This window comes from Clostridium fessum, from assembly GCF_027698965.1.
GTDB lineage: Bacteria > Bacillota > Clostridia > Lachnospirales > Lachnospiraceae > Otoolea > Otoolea fessa.
The window spans coordinates 23,148-40,310 of sequence record NZ_JAQEQF010000002.1 but is presented as its reverse complement, the minus strand read 5'-3'; the positions used below and the strand labels follow the sequence as shown (position 1 = coordinate 40,310).

Annotated in this window: 14 protein-coding genes; all 14 read right to left on the bottom strand. The window is 49.3% G+C overall.

The window, feature by feature from the left end:
- Positions 1–63: 63 nt before the first annotated feature.
- Complete coding sequence (locus tag PG862_RS02915; protein ID WP_270706435.1) at positions 64–1,317, bottom strand: chloride channel protein; 1,254 nt, start codon at positions 1,315–1,317, stop codon at positions 64–66.
- Positions 1,318–1,365: 48 nt separating this feature from the next.
- Positions 1,366–2,643 (bottom strand): threonine ammonia-lyase, encoded by a 1,278-nt coding sequence (ilvA, locus tag PG862_RS02910; RefSeq protein WP_270487053.1) that lies wholly within the window; start codon positions 2,641–2,643, stop codon positions 1,366–1,368.
- Positions 2,644–2,809: 166 nt separating this feature from the next.
- Positions 2,810–3,760, bottom strand: a complete 951-nt coding sequence (gene ftsY, locus PG862_RS02905; RefSeq protein WP_270487052.1) for a signal recognition particle-docking protein FtsY — start codon at positions 3,758–3,760, stop codon at positions 2,810–2,812.
- 40 nt (positions 3,761–3,800) lie between these two features.
- The gene (smc, locus tag PG862_RS02900; RefSeq protein ID WP_270706433.1) at positions 3,801–7,382 is read right to left on the bottom strand and encodes a chromosome segregation protein SMC; all 3,582 of its coding nucleotides are present in this window, start codon (positions 7,380–7,382) and stop codon (positions 3,801–3,803) included.
- Positions 7,383–7,384: 2 nt separating this feature from the next.
- A complete protein-coding gene (gene rnc / locus PG862_RS02895) occupies positions 7,385–8,077 on the bottom strand; it encodes a ribonuclease III (protein WP_107000387.1) in 693 nt (230 codons plus the stop codon).
- A 185-nt stretch (positions 8,078–8,262) separates the two neighbouring features.
- Entirely contained in the window at positions 8,263–8,493 is a 231-nt protein-coding gene (gene acpP / locus PG862_RS02890) for an acyl carrier protein (protein WP_106999769.1), read from the bottom strand.
- Between the two features lie 101 nt (positions 8,494–8,594).
- Entirely contained in the window at positions 8,595–9,584 is a 990-nt protein-coding gene (gene plsX, locus PG862_RS02885) for a phosphate acyltransferase PlsX (RefSeq protein WP_270706430.1), read from the bottom strand.
- Between the two features lie 176 nt (positions 9,585–9,760).
- Positions 9,761–10,627 carry a patatin-like phospholipase family protein gene (locus PG862_RS02880; protein WP_106999767.1) on the bottom strand — a complete coding sequence of 289 codons (867 nt, stop codon included), beginning with the start codon at positions 10,625–10,627 and terminating at the stop codon, positions 9,761–9,763.
- 326 nt (positions 10,628–10,953) lie between these two features.
- On the bottom strand, positions 10,954–11,568 hold the full coding sequence (locus PG862_RS02875; protein WP_106999766.1) for a cytidylate kinase-like family protein: 615 nt from the start codon (positions 11,566–11,568) through the stop codon (positions 10,954–10,956).
- A 12-nt stretch (positions 11,569–11,580) separates the two neighbouring features.
- On the bottom strand, positions 11,581–12,933 hold the full coding sequence (locus PG862_RS02870; protein WP_118570521.1) for an ArsB/NhaD family transporter: 1,353 nt from the start codon (positions 12,931–12,933) through the stop codon (positions 11,581–11,583).
- Positions 12,934–13,341: 408 nt separating this feature from the next.
- Positions 13,342–14,343: a hypothetical protein gene (locus tag PG862_RS02865; RefSeq protein WP_022360446.1), complete on the bottom strand. Its 1,002-nt coding sequence runs from the start codon at positions 14,341–14,343 to the stop codon at positions 13,342–13,344.
- Positions 14,344–15,132: 789 nt separating this feature from the next.
- Complete coding sequence (rpmF, locus tag PG862_RS02860) at positions 15,133–15,315, bottom strand: 50S ribosomal protein L32 (protein ID WP_003499726.1); 183 nt, start codon at positions 15,313–15,315, stop codon at positions 15,133–15,135.
- A gap of 2 nt (positions 15,316–15,317) precedes the next feature.
- Positions 15,318–15,836 (bottom strand): YceD family protein, encoded by a 519-nt coding sequence (locus PG862_RS02855; protein WP_022360443.1) that lies wholly within the window; start codon positions 15,834–15,836, stop codon positions 15,318–15,320.
- Positions 15,837–15,934: 98 nt separating this feature from the next.
- Positions 15,935–17,125 (bottom strand): acetate/propionate family kinase, encoded by a 1,191-nt coding sequence (locus PG862_RS02850; protein WP_022360442.1) that lies wholly within the window; start codon positions 17,123–17,125, stop codon positions 15,935–15,937.
- Positions 17,126–17,163: the final 38 nt, after the last annotated feature.

Sequence of the window (17,163 nt, the reverse complement as noted above, 5' to 3'; positions counted from 1 at the left end):
AATTGGAACCCTTTTTGTGGTATTCAAAAGTAAAAAATCAAAATTATGGTGAGCATTTTCCATCTATTTATTCGTCTTCCGGTTAATAAACTCCGTCCTCGTCTTCGAGTAGATAAATTTCTGACTCGCATACAGGCTGTAATAACCAGAGAAACTAAAGCTGACTGCAATCACCAGCACGAAAAACGGCATCGCCTCATAGCCAAAAAGCTCAAAGCCCAGCAGAAGCGTTGAGATCGGGCAGTTTGTGACTCCCACGAAGAGTCCCAGCATACCGCAGGCGGTCATAAGACCGACCGGCTGTCCAAAGAGAAATGCAAAGAAACTGCCAAACGCCGCGCCGATCGTCAGGGTCGGCACGATCTCGCCTCCCTTGAAGCCTGCCTCCAGCGTAACCGTCGTAAAGAGAATTTTCATCAGGAAATCCCATGGAAGTCCCTCGCCCTCGAAACATTTTTCAATCAGGGAGACGCCGCTTCCGTTGTAGCGGGTCGAACCGGTCAGAAGCGTCAAAACAATCACAATCGCCGCACCGGATAGAATCCGCCAGACCGGCGATGGAAGATATTTTTTGTAGAGATGTTCCGTTGTGTGAAGCGTGATGCAGAAAAGCTCCGACACCAGCGCGCAGCCAGCCGCCAGACCGACAGCCACGATCGCTGTTTCAATACTCCACGCCGGAACCGCACCAATCGCAAACCGCTCCGGCATCAGTCCCCAGAACCTCGCCAGCGCCGCCGCCGTAAAGGCAGAAAAGACACACGGAACCAGCGCTGCATAGTACATAACGCCGATGCTGATAACCTCCATTGAAAAGAGCGCCGCCGCCATCGGTGTGCCAAACAAGGCGGCAAATACACCGCTCATGCCGCACATGACCGCAATCTTCTTATCTTTCTCATCAAATTTCAGCCATTTTCCGATCTGGGTTCCGATGCTTCCTCCCATCTGCAGCGCCGCGCCCTCGCGTCCGGCAGAACCGCCGCCCAAATGCGTCAGAAGCGTTCCTGCAAAGACTGCCGGGGCAGTCGCAAAACTGATCTCTGTGTTCGAATAGATCGATTCAATCACCATATTTGTGCCCCGGTTATTATCCTCTCCCAGCACATGGTAAACGCCCAGAACCAAAAGACCGCTGAGCGGCAGCAGAAAGACCATCCACGGGTGGCTCTGAAAGAATGCCGACACCCATAGGACGCATTTTCCAAATGCCGTGCCGATGCAGCCGCTCACAATTCCAATCACAATCGCGCCTTCCGCCCATTTTATAAAATAGGAAATATTTTTTAACACCGGCTCATATTTCTCCCGCTTCATTTCAACTCTCCCCTATCTGCTCTATCCACACTGCTTTTCATTTCCATCTTAGACATCATAGATATTTTTGGATTTTACCAGCTTCGGACGATAGCCTGCTTCCTTGAGTGCTTCCACTATCTTATTCTTGTGATCCGTACCAAACGCCTCAACGGTGATCCGCAGCTCCACTGCTGCGTTGCGGTTGATGCTGACAAACTGGTTATGCTCCAATTTGATGACGTTGCCCTGTTCTTCTGCCATCAGGGTTGCGACTTTTGCAAGTTCTCCTGGCTTATCCGGCAGCAGTACCGATACGGTAAATATGCGGTCTCTCTGGATCAGACCATGCTGTACGATGGATGCCATTGTGATCACGTCCATGTTGCCGCCGCTCAGGATGGATACGACTTTTTTCTTCTTCACATTCAGGTGTTTCAGAGCAGCCACAGTCAGAAGACCGGAGTTCTCAACGATCATCTTGTGGTTTTCTACCATATCAAGGAATGCCACGATCAGCTCGGAATCCTCGATGGTGATGATATCATCCACATTGATCTGGATGTACGGGAACAGCAGATCGCCCGGGCGTTTAACTGCAGTACCATCTGCGATTGTGTTGACGCTCGGGAGAGTCACTACCTTTCCTTCTTTCAGGGATTCCTGCATACAATTTGCGCCTGCCGGTTCTACACCGATCACTTTGATCTTCGGATTCAGCAGTTTTGCCAGCGTTGCAACACCGGTACAGAGTCCGCCGCCGCCAATCGGAACCAGAATATAATCAACGGTCGGAAGCTCTTTGATGATCTCCATCGCGATGGTTCCCTGACCGGTGGCTACGTCCAGATCGTTGAAGGGATGGATAAAGGTATATCCGTGCTCCGCTGCCAGCTCATTTGCATATGCCAGCGCCTCATCGAATACATCGCCGTGAAGAACCACCTCTGCGCCATAGCTTCTGGTACGGTTTACCTTCATGAGCGGCGTGGTCGTCGGCATAACAACCGTTGCCTTGCAGCCAGCCAGTTTTGCCGCGTATGCAACGCCCTGTGCATGGTTTCCAGCCGATGCGGTGATCAGACCGCGCTGTTTCTCCTCATCGCTCAGGGTGCTGATCTTATAAAATGCACCTCTTACCTTGTAAGCACCTGTATACTGCATATTTTCCGGTTTTAAATATACTTTATTGCCAGTCAAATTCGAAAAATATTCACTGTAAACCAGTTTTGTTTCGGAAATAACCTTGCTGACAACCTCCGTTGCTTCTTCGAATTTCTCCAGCGTCAGTCCCTGCGGCTCAGCCTGTACTGCCTCTGCTGTCTCTTCCTTTATTGTCTCACTCATTGTCTTTCCTCCATTTATCCGTATTTCTCAGAATGCGCCCTACTTTTGCCGGTTCTCTGACCAGACAATCTGCCGGGTGTGTCCTGTTTATCTGAATCTACGGCTTAAGCAGATTTGTTCTCCGCCAAACCAGTTTCAGCCGTGGCATGCTCAGCTATTTTTAGCTTTATTCATTCTCTGTCAATGCTTCATTTCTCTTAAACAGTGCATTGACGAAATCATTCGCATCGAATTTCTGTAAATCGTCGATTTTTTCGCCGATTCCGACGTATTTAACCGGAATACCAAGCTCGGACTGGATCGCAACCGCGATACCGCCCTTTGCCGTGCCATCCAGCTTCGTCAGGATGATGCCGGTGATATCCGCCACCTCCATAAACTGTTTTGCCTGTGCAAGCGCGTTCTGACCGGTCGTTCCGTCAAGAACAACCAATGTCTCACGGTAGGCGTCCGGATATTCTTTGTCGATGATCCGGTTGATCTTCTTTAACTCTTCCATCAGGTTTTTCTTGTTATGCAGACGACCTGCCGTGTCGCAGATCAGCACATCGGCATTTCTTGATTTTGCCGCCGCGATCGCATCGTAGATAACAGCTGCCGGATCAGAACCTTCCTGCTGGGCGATCAGCTCAACGCCCGCGCGTCCTGCCCACTCCGTCAGCTGCTCAATCGCTGCCGCACGGAATGTATCCGCCGCCGCCAGAATGACCTTCTTGCCCTGATCCTTTAACTGACCCGCCAGCTTGCCGACCGAGGTCGTCTTCCCGACGCCGTTAACGCCGATCACCAGCACAACCGACTTGCGGTTTTCAAATTCGTAGGCATTTTCGCCCAGATCCATCTGTTCCTTGATGCTGGCAATCAGAAGATCCTTGCACTCTGCCGGATCCTTGATGTGGTTTTCTTTTACCTTTTTCCGGAGATCCTCGACGATCGCCATCGTCGTCTGGATACCTAGATCGCCCATGATAAGCGTCTCTTCGATCTCCTCATAGAAATCATCATCGATCGCGGAAAAACCGCTGAATACGGAATCAATTCCGCTTACAATGGAATCTCTCGTTTTCGTCAGCCCTTCTACCAGACGGCCGAAAAAACCCTTTTTCTTATCTCCCATGGCTGCGCCTCCTTTTCTATTTCTGAACTCTTTTTTGCAATTATAATTCTGCTTTTTCCTCTTCCCGCTCCATCTGCGCCTCGATCAGGCTGACCGATACCAGCGTGGACACACCTTTTTCCTGCATCGTGATACCGTACAGGCGGTCTGCCGACACCATCGTGCCTCTTCGGTGGGTGATGACGATAAACTGCGTGTAGCGCGTCAGCTTATGCAGGTACCCGGCAAACCGGTCTACGTTGGAATCGTCGAGTGCCGCCTCAATCTCATCAAGCAGGCAGAATGGCGACGGTTTTAAGTTCTGAATTGCAAAAAGCAGTGCGATCGCCGTCAATGCCTTCTCCCCACCGGAGAGCTGCATCATATTCTGCAGTTTTTTGCCCGGCGGCTGTGAAATAATCTGGATGCCTGCCTCCAGAATATCTTCTTCCTGCGACAGCTCCAGCGTACCCGTTCCGCCTCCAAATAATTCCTTAAATACTTTATCAAACTCGCGGCGGATCTCACCAAATTTTTCCCGGAACTGACGCCGCATTCCTTCATCGAGCTCCTCGATAATTTTTTCCAGCGCCGCCTGTGCCGCTACCAGATCTTCATGCTGGTTTTTCATAAATTCGTAGCGGCCGGATATCTCCTTGTAGTCCTCGATCGCGTTGACATTGACATTCCCAAGGGCGCGGATCTCCATCTTTTTCTCATTGATCGACCGCTTCATTTCCGGAATCGAGGTCAGCTCTTCCTTCCGCAGCTCTTCCGCGCGCGAATACGTAAGCTCATACTCACTCCACATATAATCGACCTGCGACTCCAGGCGCTCATTCAGGCGTTCTCTCTGATTCTGGAGACGGAAGTTCTCGCGGTCTAAAAGCTGGAGACGTTCGTTCAGCTCTTCCTTTTTATCAAAGAAAGTTTTCTGCCGCCCCGCCTTTTCTTCCTTCTCACGCTGCTTGTTCTGGATTACCAGTTCCATCTGCGTCCGCTTGTCCCCGGACGCCTGTATCTCGGCTTCCAGCGCTGCAATCTCGCGCTCTCTGGCAGCGATCGTCTCGCTGCTGTCCGCGTGACCGCCGGAAAGTTTCTCTTTCTCTGCCCGGAGACGTTCCTGCTCCTGCAATACACGGCGCAGATTTTCCTCGATAAACGCGCCTTTCTGCTCCGCCTGGGAATACCCAAGCTGTATCTCCGAAAGGGCTGCCGCCGCTTCCCCACGCTGCTTTTTCGCCGTCTCAAGACTCGTCTGCTGCTCTTCCACGTACTGGTTCTTCTCATTGCTTAGCGTTTCAAGCTTCGTCTCTTCGGTCTGCAGCTCCCGCAGCGCTCCGCGCAGATCGCCTACCTGCAGTTCGAGTTCCTGATTTTCTGAGGACAGATCCTGCGAAGAATCTGCAATCTCCTGCCGTCTCGCCTCTAACTGGCAGATCGTCAGTTCCAACGTATTCTGCTGGATCTGCATCTGCTGGCGCCTCTCCTGGACGGATGCCAGTGTTCTCTTCGCTTCCGTCAGCCTGCGCCCCGTCTCTGCCAGCTCCTTCTGTACCGCCTCTACCTGTTCCAATGCCTTTTTGCAGGCAGCTTCCAGTTCTTCGATCTCACGGCGGCGTCCCAGCAGATTGCTGCTGTTCTTGAATGCACCACCGGTCATCGAACCGCCAGGGCTTAAAAGCTCGCCGTCCAGCGTCACGATCCGGAGAGAATGCCGATATTTCTTTGCCAGCGCAATCGCATGATCGATCTGATCCACCACGACCACGCGTCCCAGCAGATAGGACACCAGCCCGCTGTATTTCTCATCCGCAGAGACCAGTTCGCTTGCCAGTCCAAGAACACCCATTTCTTTCAGCGCCCCCGGCTGTCCAAAACTCTGGCGGCGTTCCATGCTGGTCAGCGGCAGAAACGTCGCACGGCCATACCGGTTCTTTTTCAGGTGTTCAATCAGGCGTTTCGCCGTCTCCTCGGAATCCGTCACAATGTTCTGGATGCTGCCGCCAAGTGCCGTCTCGATCGCCGTCTCATATTTCTTCGTCGTGCTGATCAAATCCGCCACAACGCCATGAATACCCGGAACGCAGTTCCTGACTTCCATCACGCGGCGGATACTGCCGCCGTAGCCCTCGTAGCGCTCCGCCAGATTCCGCATCGATTCCAGCCTCGTCCGGTTCGTGTGGTAATCCTGCTGAAGGCTCGAAAGTTTCTGGTTCAGGCGGCGTTCCTGTTCTTCCTCCGTGCGCGTCTGCTCCTGCAGCTCTTTTTCCTGCACCGAAAACGCTTCCAGACATTCCTGCACCTTCCCTAATTTGGCTTCTTCTTCTTTTTTCTGCTCTTCCTGAACCGACTCATCGCTCTTGAATTTCAAAAGCTTCTGCGTCACTTCCGCCCGGCGCACATCCGCCTGCTCCAGCATCGTCTCATAGCGCTGACGGCGGGCGGCAAGTTCCGCTTTCTGGTTCAAAGCGTCCATGATCTCGGCTTTTGCCGTCTCGATCAAGGTTTCCGTCCGGCTGACCGCCTCGTCCATCGAACGGACTGCTGCCTCCGCTTCCTGCTGTTTTGCCTCGATTGTCTGCACCGATGCATTTAGTGCCTGTTTTTCAGACTCATATTCCGCCTGTTCTTCCTCTTTCTGATGCATTTCGCCGTCGATCGACACCATCCGGCTGCGGATATGTTCTTCGTTCATCTGCTCCGTCCGGATCTGCTCTCTGAGAACTCCGATCCGTCCGGTCTTCTCCTGGCGTTCCAGGTCTTCCCGGCTGCACGCCTCACGATCCGCGGCAATCGCCGCATCCAGCGCATCCAGCTCGGTTCCGAGCAATTCGTACTCCGATTTCAGTGTCTCCGATTCCGCCCGCACACTCTCCTGATCGCCGGTCAGAATCATCTCCTTCTGCTCCACTTCCCGGATCTGGCGCTTCAATTCCTCCGATTCTGCCAAAAACAGGTTGGCGTCCAGGCAGCGCAGCTCTTCCCGCAGACGCAGATACTCCTTCGCCTCCTCCGACTGCCGTTCCAACGGTCCTACCTGTTTTTCCAGCTCGGACAAAATATCCGTCACGCGGATCAGGTTCTGTTTTTCATCTTCCAGCTTCTTCTGTGCGATCGCCTTGCGCCGCTTGAATTTCACGATTCCAGCCGCCTCGTCAAACAGCTCGCGCCGTTCCTCCGGCCGCCCGCTTAAAATCTGATCAATCTGCCCCTGTCCGATGATGGAATATCCCTCTTTACCGATACCCGTATCGTAAAAGAGCTCGTTGATATCTTTTAGACGGCAGCTCGTTCCATTAATCTTATATTCACTCTCACCAGAACGGTAAAGACGTCTTGAAACCGTGACTTCGTCGTACTCAATCGGAAGTTTGTGATCGGCATTATCCAGTGTGATCGCCACGTAGGCAAATCCCTGCGGTTTTCGAAGCTCCGTACCAGCAAAAATAACGTCCTGCATCGTGCCGCCGCGCAGCTGCCTGCTTCTCTGCTCACCGAGCACCCAGCGCACTGCATCGGCGACATTGCTCTTGCCGCTGCCGTTTGGCCCGACGATGCCCGTGATTCCGTTGTGGAACTCAAACAGAATTTTATTGGCAAATGACTTAAAACCCTGTATTTCAATACTCTTTAAATACATACCTACTCCTGCGGTTTTCTGATAGTGAGGATCCCACGGTACGCCGCACGCTGTTCCGCTGATTTTTTCGTCCGTCCGATGCCGCGGCCGATCTCCTGACCGTCCAGCATCGCGGACACTTCGAAGCTCTTGTTGTGATCCGGTCCTTCTTCTTTCAGAAGAACGTATGTAAGTGTCTCGTCTGTGTGTCCCTGCACAATCTCCTGCAAGATAGTCTTGCTATCATAAAAGAGCTTTTTGTGTTCCATATCGTTGAGAATAAATCGATGAATAAACTCTTTTGCATTAGCAAAACCACCGTCCAGATAAATCGCACCGATCAGTGCCTCCATCGCATCCGACACCACCGAATCGCGCCCCCGTCCGCCGGTCGCATCCTCGCCTTTTCCAAGCAGCAAAAATCCACCCAGATCGATCTCCTGTGCGCAGAATGCAAGCGTCGGCTCGCAGACCAGACTCGCACGTGTCTTTGTCATATCGCCCTCCGGCATCTCCGGAAACGTGCGGAACAGAAAATCACTCGATACCACTTCCAGCACCGCGTCGCCTAAAAATTCAAGACGCTCGTTGCATCCCAGTTTTCCAAGATGGTGCTCATTGGCATACGAACTGTGTATCATCGCGTGTTCCAGAAGCTTCTTGTCCTGAAACGAATAGCCAATCCGTTTTTCCAATTTATTTAATGTATACTCCATATATTTCTCTCTTTCCAGCCTGTCCTGCTGCTGACTGATTCCGGCAATCATTGCTATTTGTGTCTGTGAGCCAGAGTCAAACATCCGTTCTTTTTGGAAAGGAGCTGTCGCGATCCTGCCCTTCGGCAGCCCGCCCAGCCCCTTTGCCTGACAGACTTCTCTATAACTTTTTAACAAACATTGAATTAGTTCAGTGCGTTCTTGATCTGCTCTACTGCATCGCCCACAGATACAATCTTTTCTGCCTCCTCAGTCGGAATTTCGATATCAAACGCCTCCTCGATTCCCATGATAATCTGAAAAATATCCAGCGAATCAGCGCCCAGATCATCCACAAACGTCGTATTTAACGTAATTTCATCTGCTTCAACATTCAGTACCTCCGCGATAATGTTCTGTAATTTTTCAAATTCCATAATTTTCTTCCTTTCTATGAACTTATTTTAAAATATTTAGAATTCTAGATTGATTAAAAACATATCGTTTTTTCGCTACATTTTATAATTTCACGAAAGCTTCACAGACTTTCCTTGATCTTTTCATTAATCGCCTGCTCTTTAAAGGTCACACACTGAAGAATCGAATTGCACACCTCGATGCGCTTGGAATTTCCGTGCGTCTTGACAACCAGCCCCTTCAATCCCAGAAGCGGTGCGCCGCCGTACTGGCTCGCATCGAATGCTTTGAGCGTCGTCTTCAACGCCGGTTTTACAAGCAATGCGCCGATCTTTGAGCGCAGGCTCGTCATCATGCCCTGTTTTACCATGGAAATCAGGGTTGCACCGACACCTTCATAGAGTTTCAGGATGACATTTCCGACAAATGCCTCAGAAACGATGACATCCGCGCCGCCGTGCGGAATCTCGCGTGCCTCGATGCTGCCGATGAAATTGATGTCCTTACATTCTTTTAAGAGCGGGAATGTCTCTTTCACCAGCGCATTGCCCTTCTCTTCCTCCGCACCGATGTTGACGATCGCCACACGCGGATTCTTGATGCCAACCACGTGTTCCATGTAGATGGAGCCCATCTTTGCAAACTGTACCAGATGGGACGGTCTTGCATCGACATTGGCGCCGCAGTCGATCAGCAGGGATACGCCCTTTTCTGTCGGAATCAATGGAGCCAGTGGCGGACGTTCAACGCCCTTGATTCTGCCGACGATCACCTGTCCGCCGACCAGAATCGCGCCGGAGCTGCCCGCGGAACAGAATGCATCCGCCTCACCCCTGCGGACCATATTCATGCCGACCACGATGGACGAATCTTTCTTCGTGCGGATCGCATTGACCGGCGGTTCCTCCGTCTCGATGACCTCAGTCGCATTGACAACCTCGATCTGTTCTTTCTTATATGTATGCTTTTTTAATTCTTCTGATACGACTTCTTCCTTGCCGATCAGGAAAATCTGAATATCTTCCCTCGACTGGACTGCCATCACGGCACCTGCCACGATCTCACCCGGTGCGTTGTCGCCCCCCATGGCATCTACTGCTATCTTAACCATTGCGTGTTCTCCTTCTATAATTTATAGCGATACACATACCAAACCTGTCTTCCGCCACTGCGGCATATGTGGTCTGAACGAATCGCTCTTTCATCGTCACGCTGCAACTGTCCCGCTTTTTATTGTCCACAGCCACATTACATCAATCTTTACTATACTAGAGATCAATCTATAAATCAATAAGATTTGAACCAATTTTCCATTGCATGCATCTGATTGGCAGCATCCTTCCTGCCGATATCATACGTCTCCTGCAATTTTTCAACACTATGTTCGGTTCTGCCGATTGGAAGCGCCACGCTCGGACGGATAACAAAAATTTTTCCCTCTTGTTCGAGGCGATCGATCCATTCCACCGTCTTATTATAGAAATAATAGCGGCTGCGAAGCGCCCTCACGAACGCCGGATATTTGTGATATGCCGCCTCCGGCAGCCAGAAATTGCCCGGTTTCTTGCGGTAGCCCGCCGGACGGGTCAGCACAACGACGCATTTTTTATACCCCATCTTAGCGAAGGCACGCAACGGAATGCTGTCCGTGCAGCCGCCGTCCAGAAGCTTCATTCCACCAACCTCGACCATATGGGACACATACGGAAGGGATGCCGTCGCACGGAAATATTCGACATCTTTGAACATATCTTTGATCTCCAGATACTCTGCTTTCCCTGTCTCCACATTGCTGCATGCCACATAAAACCGTGTATTTCCCCGGTCAAATGCCTCGTAATCATACGGATCCAGTCGTTCCGGTATATCATGGAAACAGAACTGCTCGTCCACCAGATTTCCCGTCCGCAGCCAGTTTTTAAAGCTCATAAAACGCTTGTCATTGCAGTATTTTTTATAATAGCGGATGCTCCGCTCCTTCTGCCCCGACACAAACGAAGCCCCATGCACTGCCCCCGCCGAGACGCCGATCACGCCGTCAAATGAAATATCATGATCCAAAAACACATCCAGGACGCCCGCTGTGTAAATACCGCGCATCCCGCCGCCCTCCAGAACGAGACCGGTCTTTTTTTCTTTTTTTAACTCTGTCATATATCATCAAACTCCTATTAAATATCTTATATACTATAAAACAAGATCGAACAGATAGCAAATACGATTTTTCTATCTAATTCCATATTTTTTAGTATAACGTTACTGTTCACACATACGTGCCCAGTAACGGAATTTGCCGTGGCTTCGCATTTAAATACGGCCAATTCCTGCTGCCACCACGTTTTCTTACGGCACTTTCGGTTCCAAAAGTGCCCACCCGGAAACAGTAACAGTATAACACCTCGGCAGAAAAAGGGAAAGGGGGACGTGCGCCGCCTATGCACACGTTCCCCTTTCTCTTTTCCTTCGATATCTCTATTATTTTATTTCTGCATCGCGTCCATCCGCGCCTGCACATACTCCTCCAGCATCTTCGTCGTTCCCTCAATTCCCAGCCGGCTGCTGTTGATCGAAAGGTCATAATTTCTGGAATCTCCCCAGCGTCCGCGGCTGTAACAGTTGTGGTAGGATTTCCGCCTCCAGTCCTTCGTCTTTACCAGACGTTTCGCCTCGTCCTCTGAAAGTCCGTGCAGCTGCTCGATTCTCTTCACCCGTGTTTCCTCATCGCCTAGCACAAAGATCGTGATCAGTCCGTCATATTCCTTTAAAACCGTCTCCGCACACCGTCCAACTACCACAAACGATTTCCCTGAATCGGCCTTGTCTTTCAGGTAACTGAACTGCATCTGCGCCAGATTGTTCTCCAGAGAGCTTGAAAATCCGCTGACATTGCGCGCCAGAAAACGGTTTAGCGGCTTCTCGTCGTATTTTTCCAGCACACGCGGATCCACACCCTTTTCCTTGGCAATACTGTCCAGCATCCTATGATCATAAATCGGAAGTTCAAAATGCTCTGCCAGCGCTTCCGCTATCTTGTGTCCGCCGCTGCCAAACTGTCTGCTGACCGAGATGATCACTCTGTTTTTCCTCTCCTCCATATAAAAGCCCCCTTAAAAGTATCTCACATATATACAAACCATGGAAATCAGGATTACCAGCACCGTCGCCGGAGCTGCATACCGGCAATATTTCCCCCAGCCGATAAAATGTCCGTTTTTCGCTGCCACTGAGATACCAACTACGTTTGCCGAGGCTCCGATCGGAGTTCCGCAGCCGCCAATATCCGTACCCATCGAAAGCGCCCACGCCAGAACCGAGAGATCCATGCCGCCTGCCTGCGCCAGACTCCGGATAACCGGGATCATCGTCGCCGCAAATGGGATATTGTCCACAAATGCACTCGCAAGCGCCGACAGCCACAGCACAATCGCTACTACCCATTTTACATTATTTCCACTGACTGCGTCAATGATCCCTGCTAAAGAATTTAGGACGCCCGTCTGCTCCATGCCGCCGACCACGACAAAAAGACCAATGAAGAATAGCAGCGTCTTATAGTCAAGCTTCTTAATCATGCTGAGCGCCTCACCGCCGGATGCCAGCAGCGAAAAAGCACCGATAAATACGCCAATCGTCGCAACTGTCAGTCCCGTCTGTGCATGCGTCACCAGCATTACGATCGCCGCCGCAAAGATCACCACGCTGACCGCAAACCGTTTCCGATCCGTGATCGCCTCCTGTGGGGATGGATATGTAACCGCTTCGTCATGCTTTTCACTCGCCTTTAATTCTTTCCTAAAGGAAAAATAGAAAAACAGTACGACAAAAATCAGCGAAACACCCGCCATCATACCTGTATTTAAAATAAAATCTTTAAATGAATATCCGAGCGAGGTTCCGATGATGATATTCGGCGGATCGCCGCACATCGTCGCAGAGCCGCCCAGATTCGAACAGAAGATCTCTGAAATGATCATCGGAATCGGATCAAAATGCAGAAGATGCGCCAGCTCTACCGTGACCGCTGCCAAAAAAAGAATAACGGTAATACTGTCGATAAACATCGCCAGAAACGCCGACATCAGCATAAATGAAATAAAAATCGGGATCGTCTTATAATGTACCGCCTTGGCGATTGTCAGGCACAGCCACCGGAAAAATCCCGCGCGCTCCATGCCCTCCACCATCAGCATCATACCGGCAATAAAAAGAATCGTCGCCCAGTTGATGCCGCTCGAGGACTCTGCCGCCGCCTCGGTCTGAAACCAGAAGTTCGGAACCATGAAGCTGTGCAGGCTCAGTGTCTCCGCCGCTGCCGCCTCACTGTGCATACAGACGCCAAACACCAGCACCAGCGTCAGAAGCCCGCATCCGAGCGATACGATATGCCTCTCAATGTGATCCCAGATGATAAGTCCAAACATTACAATAAAAATAATCACAGCCAAAATTTGTGCTGCCATCTTTGTGCCCCTCCTTTGTCAGTCCTTTTTCTGCCATCCTCCATACTGGCTTAGAACCCCTTGCAGTCTCTTCTCAGACCGCCCCTTCCCCTAGATTGTTAAAAAATAGGCAGTCATGAGATACCACCTCTATCTTACTACTTATTTCACAATATGCAAGTATTCTTTTTGTTAATTTTTTTATTCCATCAGAAATAACTGCCAGCTTGTCCTTCAGCACTCTTTTCATGTATGTATTTTCATTCTATCATCGTTCTGTTTGCAAATATTCTCTTTATTTTTCTCTGTTTTTAAATGTAAAAGAGACAGACCGCATATTCCGTGCAACCTGTCTCTTCTCACATCTATTTTACAATTCTGTCTCCATCTTCCCTGGCGGATTTTCATCAAAATTGTTTCTTAAAAATTTTACAGAAGCGCCCCATCTTCCCCGACCTGCTTGCCGTCCGGCGTCGTCGTATTAACTAACATCGCGCCGTTTACATCCAGATAATACCATTTTCCATTCCAGAACACCCAGGTATTCGTCTTGCAATATGCATTTTCATCGAAGAAATACCACACACCGCCGATCTGCTGCCAGTTATTGGTCACATAGCTTCCATCGGAATTGCGGTATTTATAGCCAAGCGCATCCTGTTCCCACGCACCGGCTGCCGGACCGCTGCCTGCTTCCTTGAAGACAAGCGTCTTCTGAATTTCCTGCGCCTGCTCCGCCGTGATTGTGAAGGAATCCGATGTCTGCCATTCGCCGTGCCGTGAATCGCTGTAAACCGCGCGCACATCAAACGTGTAGGTTCCCGCCTGCGTAAGATAACGTCCAAGATTGTATTTCGTTTCTTTTCCCGGTTTTACCGTACTTAAAAATTTCTCATCCCGGTAAACGCGCAGCTCATAGTATTTCGCATCCTCACTGCCGTTCCACTCTGCAACGCCATCCATCTGATCCCACTCTGCCTCATCAACATCCAGGCTGTAATCACTGGAGGTTCCTTTTAAAGCTTTCAGGGTGATCACGACCCGGAGTTCCTCATCGCCCTTGCGCTTGATAGAAGTAACCGTCGCACTGTCACCGCTCAGGGTTACATTCTTTTTCGCATAACCGGATTTAAAATAATAATCATCGTCCGCCTCCAGAGTAACCTCCAGCTTTGGCTTATCCTTGTCCACCCATTTACCGGACGGCTCGTTGATCACATCAACATTGGAAATATCGCAATCACCGAAATCGAGCGAAACATCCACATCTGAACTCTCATCACCGACATGGATCGAGGACGAAACATTTAAGCCGATCGAGCCAACCGGGCTGCGGTCCTCCGTATCCTTCGACGCAAATGCCTGAAATGGGATCGCCGCCAGAAGCGCGGCGGCTGTGACGGTCAAAAGTAAATATTTTCCCTTTTTCATATGTAAAACCTCCTAACGTGATATTCATAAAACATTATCCCTCTTTTTTTCTTCTTCTCTATATTAACAAAAAATAGCGGCATTGTACACCTTTTTGCATACAACACCGCCATCTACATAGTATCTCAGTTACTGTACACACATACGTGTCCAGTAACTGAATTTGCCGTGGCTTCGCATTTAAATACGGCAAATTCCTGCTGCCACCACGTTTTCTTACGGCACTTTCGGTTCCAAAAGTGCCTACCCATGAACCAATATCAGTAAGTTAAGCTTTAGCGTTAAATCCCCTATAGGAGTCTAACATATTTTTAAATTGATACTTGACAAAAATGTCAAAATATGCGACCGCTCTCGCTATTGATCTTTTTCAGAAGTAGCGAGAGCGGCCCCTGTAATTAGAAATATATTTTCATTTACAGGAGGCACATATATGACTTTTGCTAGTAAAAGTTAAATAACAAATAACAGTACATAAAATACTTTGTTAAATAACATTCTTATAGGGATAGTTGAGCTTAATGCTCTTCTATCCCCATTTTTTACATTTTTACTAATAAAAATCACAGATTTGATAATATTCACGAAATATAAAAAATGGAGAGATTATTGCAAATTAATAATCTCTCCTGTTTTTGACCACATTTTATAAGCCATAAGTTATAGTTGCTAAAATCTACCCAAAAACACCTGTTAAACACCCTCTTGAAATGGGCTAAAAATGGGCTAAAATGCGAAAAATGGGTTAAGCAAAAATCGCTTAACCCCTTATTTTTCAATACTTGTAGCTTAGTCTTCTACTTTAACGATTTCTTTCTTGTTGTAGCTTCCGCAAGCTTTGCACACTCTGTGAGGCATCATCAGAGCACCGCACTTGCTGCACTTTACTAAGTTCGGAGCACTCATTTTCCAGTTAGCTCTGCGGCTGTCTCTTCTTGCTTTGGAAGATTTGTTCTTAGGACAGATAGACATGGTTACACCTCCTTAAATTCATTGAATATCTCCTGGATAACCGACATCCTTGGATCGAGCGACCTAGTGTCACAGGTACAAGTCCGAAGATTAAGATTTGTACCACATCTATTGCAAATCCCCTTGCAGTCTTCTCTGCACAGGACTTTCATAGGCAAGCTCAGTAGCAGTTCGTTGCAAACCAACTGGTCTACATCCAGATTGTACCCCTTCATAAAGGGTTCATCATCTAAACTCTCCTCCTGACCGTCCTGCACCTCAAACTCTCGTCCAAAATCCAGTTCACAGTCGAAAGATACTGGCTCCAGACAACGCGCACAGTGACCTCCCACCGTCAGCGTCGCATGACCACTCATCGTATACTTATGCCGTGTCTTAGCCGTCAGTTCCAGTTCAAAAGGCTCAGCCTTCTCAATCTGAAACGTCTCTCCGTCAAAATCAACAGAGTCCAGCGCAGTCTCGACTGTATAGACTTTCTTTCTACCCTCGCAGTTAAAAAGTTCTGATAAATGAATCAGCATACTAATCTCCTAATACGCACTTTGATATTATACAAAGGTCGAGCGCGTTTGTCAATGATTAATTTTACATATTTTTGCAAATTTTAATTCATATTTAATTATTTTACCAGTGCAAGAGTCTCGCGGGCGATAGCCAGCTCTTCGTTGGTCGGAACCAGAAGAACCTGAACCTTGGAGTCGTCAGCAGAGATGATTCTCTCCTCACCTCTTACGTTGTTCTTCTCCTCATCCAGTTTAACGCCTAAGTAGGTCAGGCTGCTGCAAACATCTTTTCTCATCTTGATGTTGTTCTCGCCGATACCAGCGGTAAATGCGATTGCATCTACACCGTTCATAGCTGCTGCGTATGCACCGATATATTTGATTACGCGGTAATCGAATACGTCCAGGGCCAGCTGTGCTCTCTTGTTGCCAGTCTCAGCTGCTGCTTCCAGATCACGACCATCGCTGGATACGCCGGAGATACCGAGCATACCGGATTTCTTATTCAGGACTTCGTTCATCTCATCCAGGGACAGACCTTCTTTTTTACCTACGAAATCGATGATAGCCGGATCGAGGTCACCAGAACGTGTACCCATAACCAGACCTTCCAGTGGAGTCAGACCCATGCTGGTGTCTACAGATTTGCCGCAGTTTACAGCGGAGATGCTGGCGCCGTTACCCAGGTGGCAAACAATGATCTTCATCTGATCATACGGTTTTCCAACGATCTCAGCGGTTCTCTTAGATACGTAGCTGTGGGAAGTACCATGGAAGCCGTAACGTCTAACTTTGTATTTCTCATAGTATTCATACGGAATACCGTAGGTGTAAGCAACATCCGGCATGGTCTGATGAAAAGCGGTATCAAATACAGCTACCATCGGTACGCCTGGCATAAGTTCCTGGCAGGCACGGATACCGATCAGGTTTGCCGGGTTGTGAAGCGGTGCCAGATCGTTGCACTCTTCGATCGCTTTCATGGACTCGTCGTTGATTAAGCAGGAAGAAGTAAATTTCTCGCCGCCGTGTACGACACGATGTCCAACTGCACCTACCTCAGACAGGCTCTTGATAACGCCGCTCTTCTCGTTAGTCAGGGCTGCCAGAACTGCGTTAATAGCCTCTGTATGGGTCGGCATAGCGATCTCAGATTTCTCTTTTTCGCCGCCCTCCGGCTGGTAAGTCAGCATACCGTCGATGCCGATTCTCTCGCAAAGACCCTTAGCCAGAACGCCCTCTGTCTCAGAGTTGATTAACTGATACTTTAAGGAAGAACTTCCGCAGTTAATAACTAAAATATTCATGGTAATAGATTCCTTTCTTTATAACATCACAATTCAGC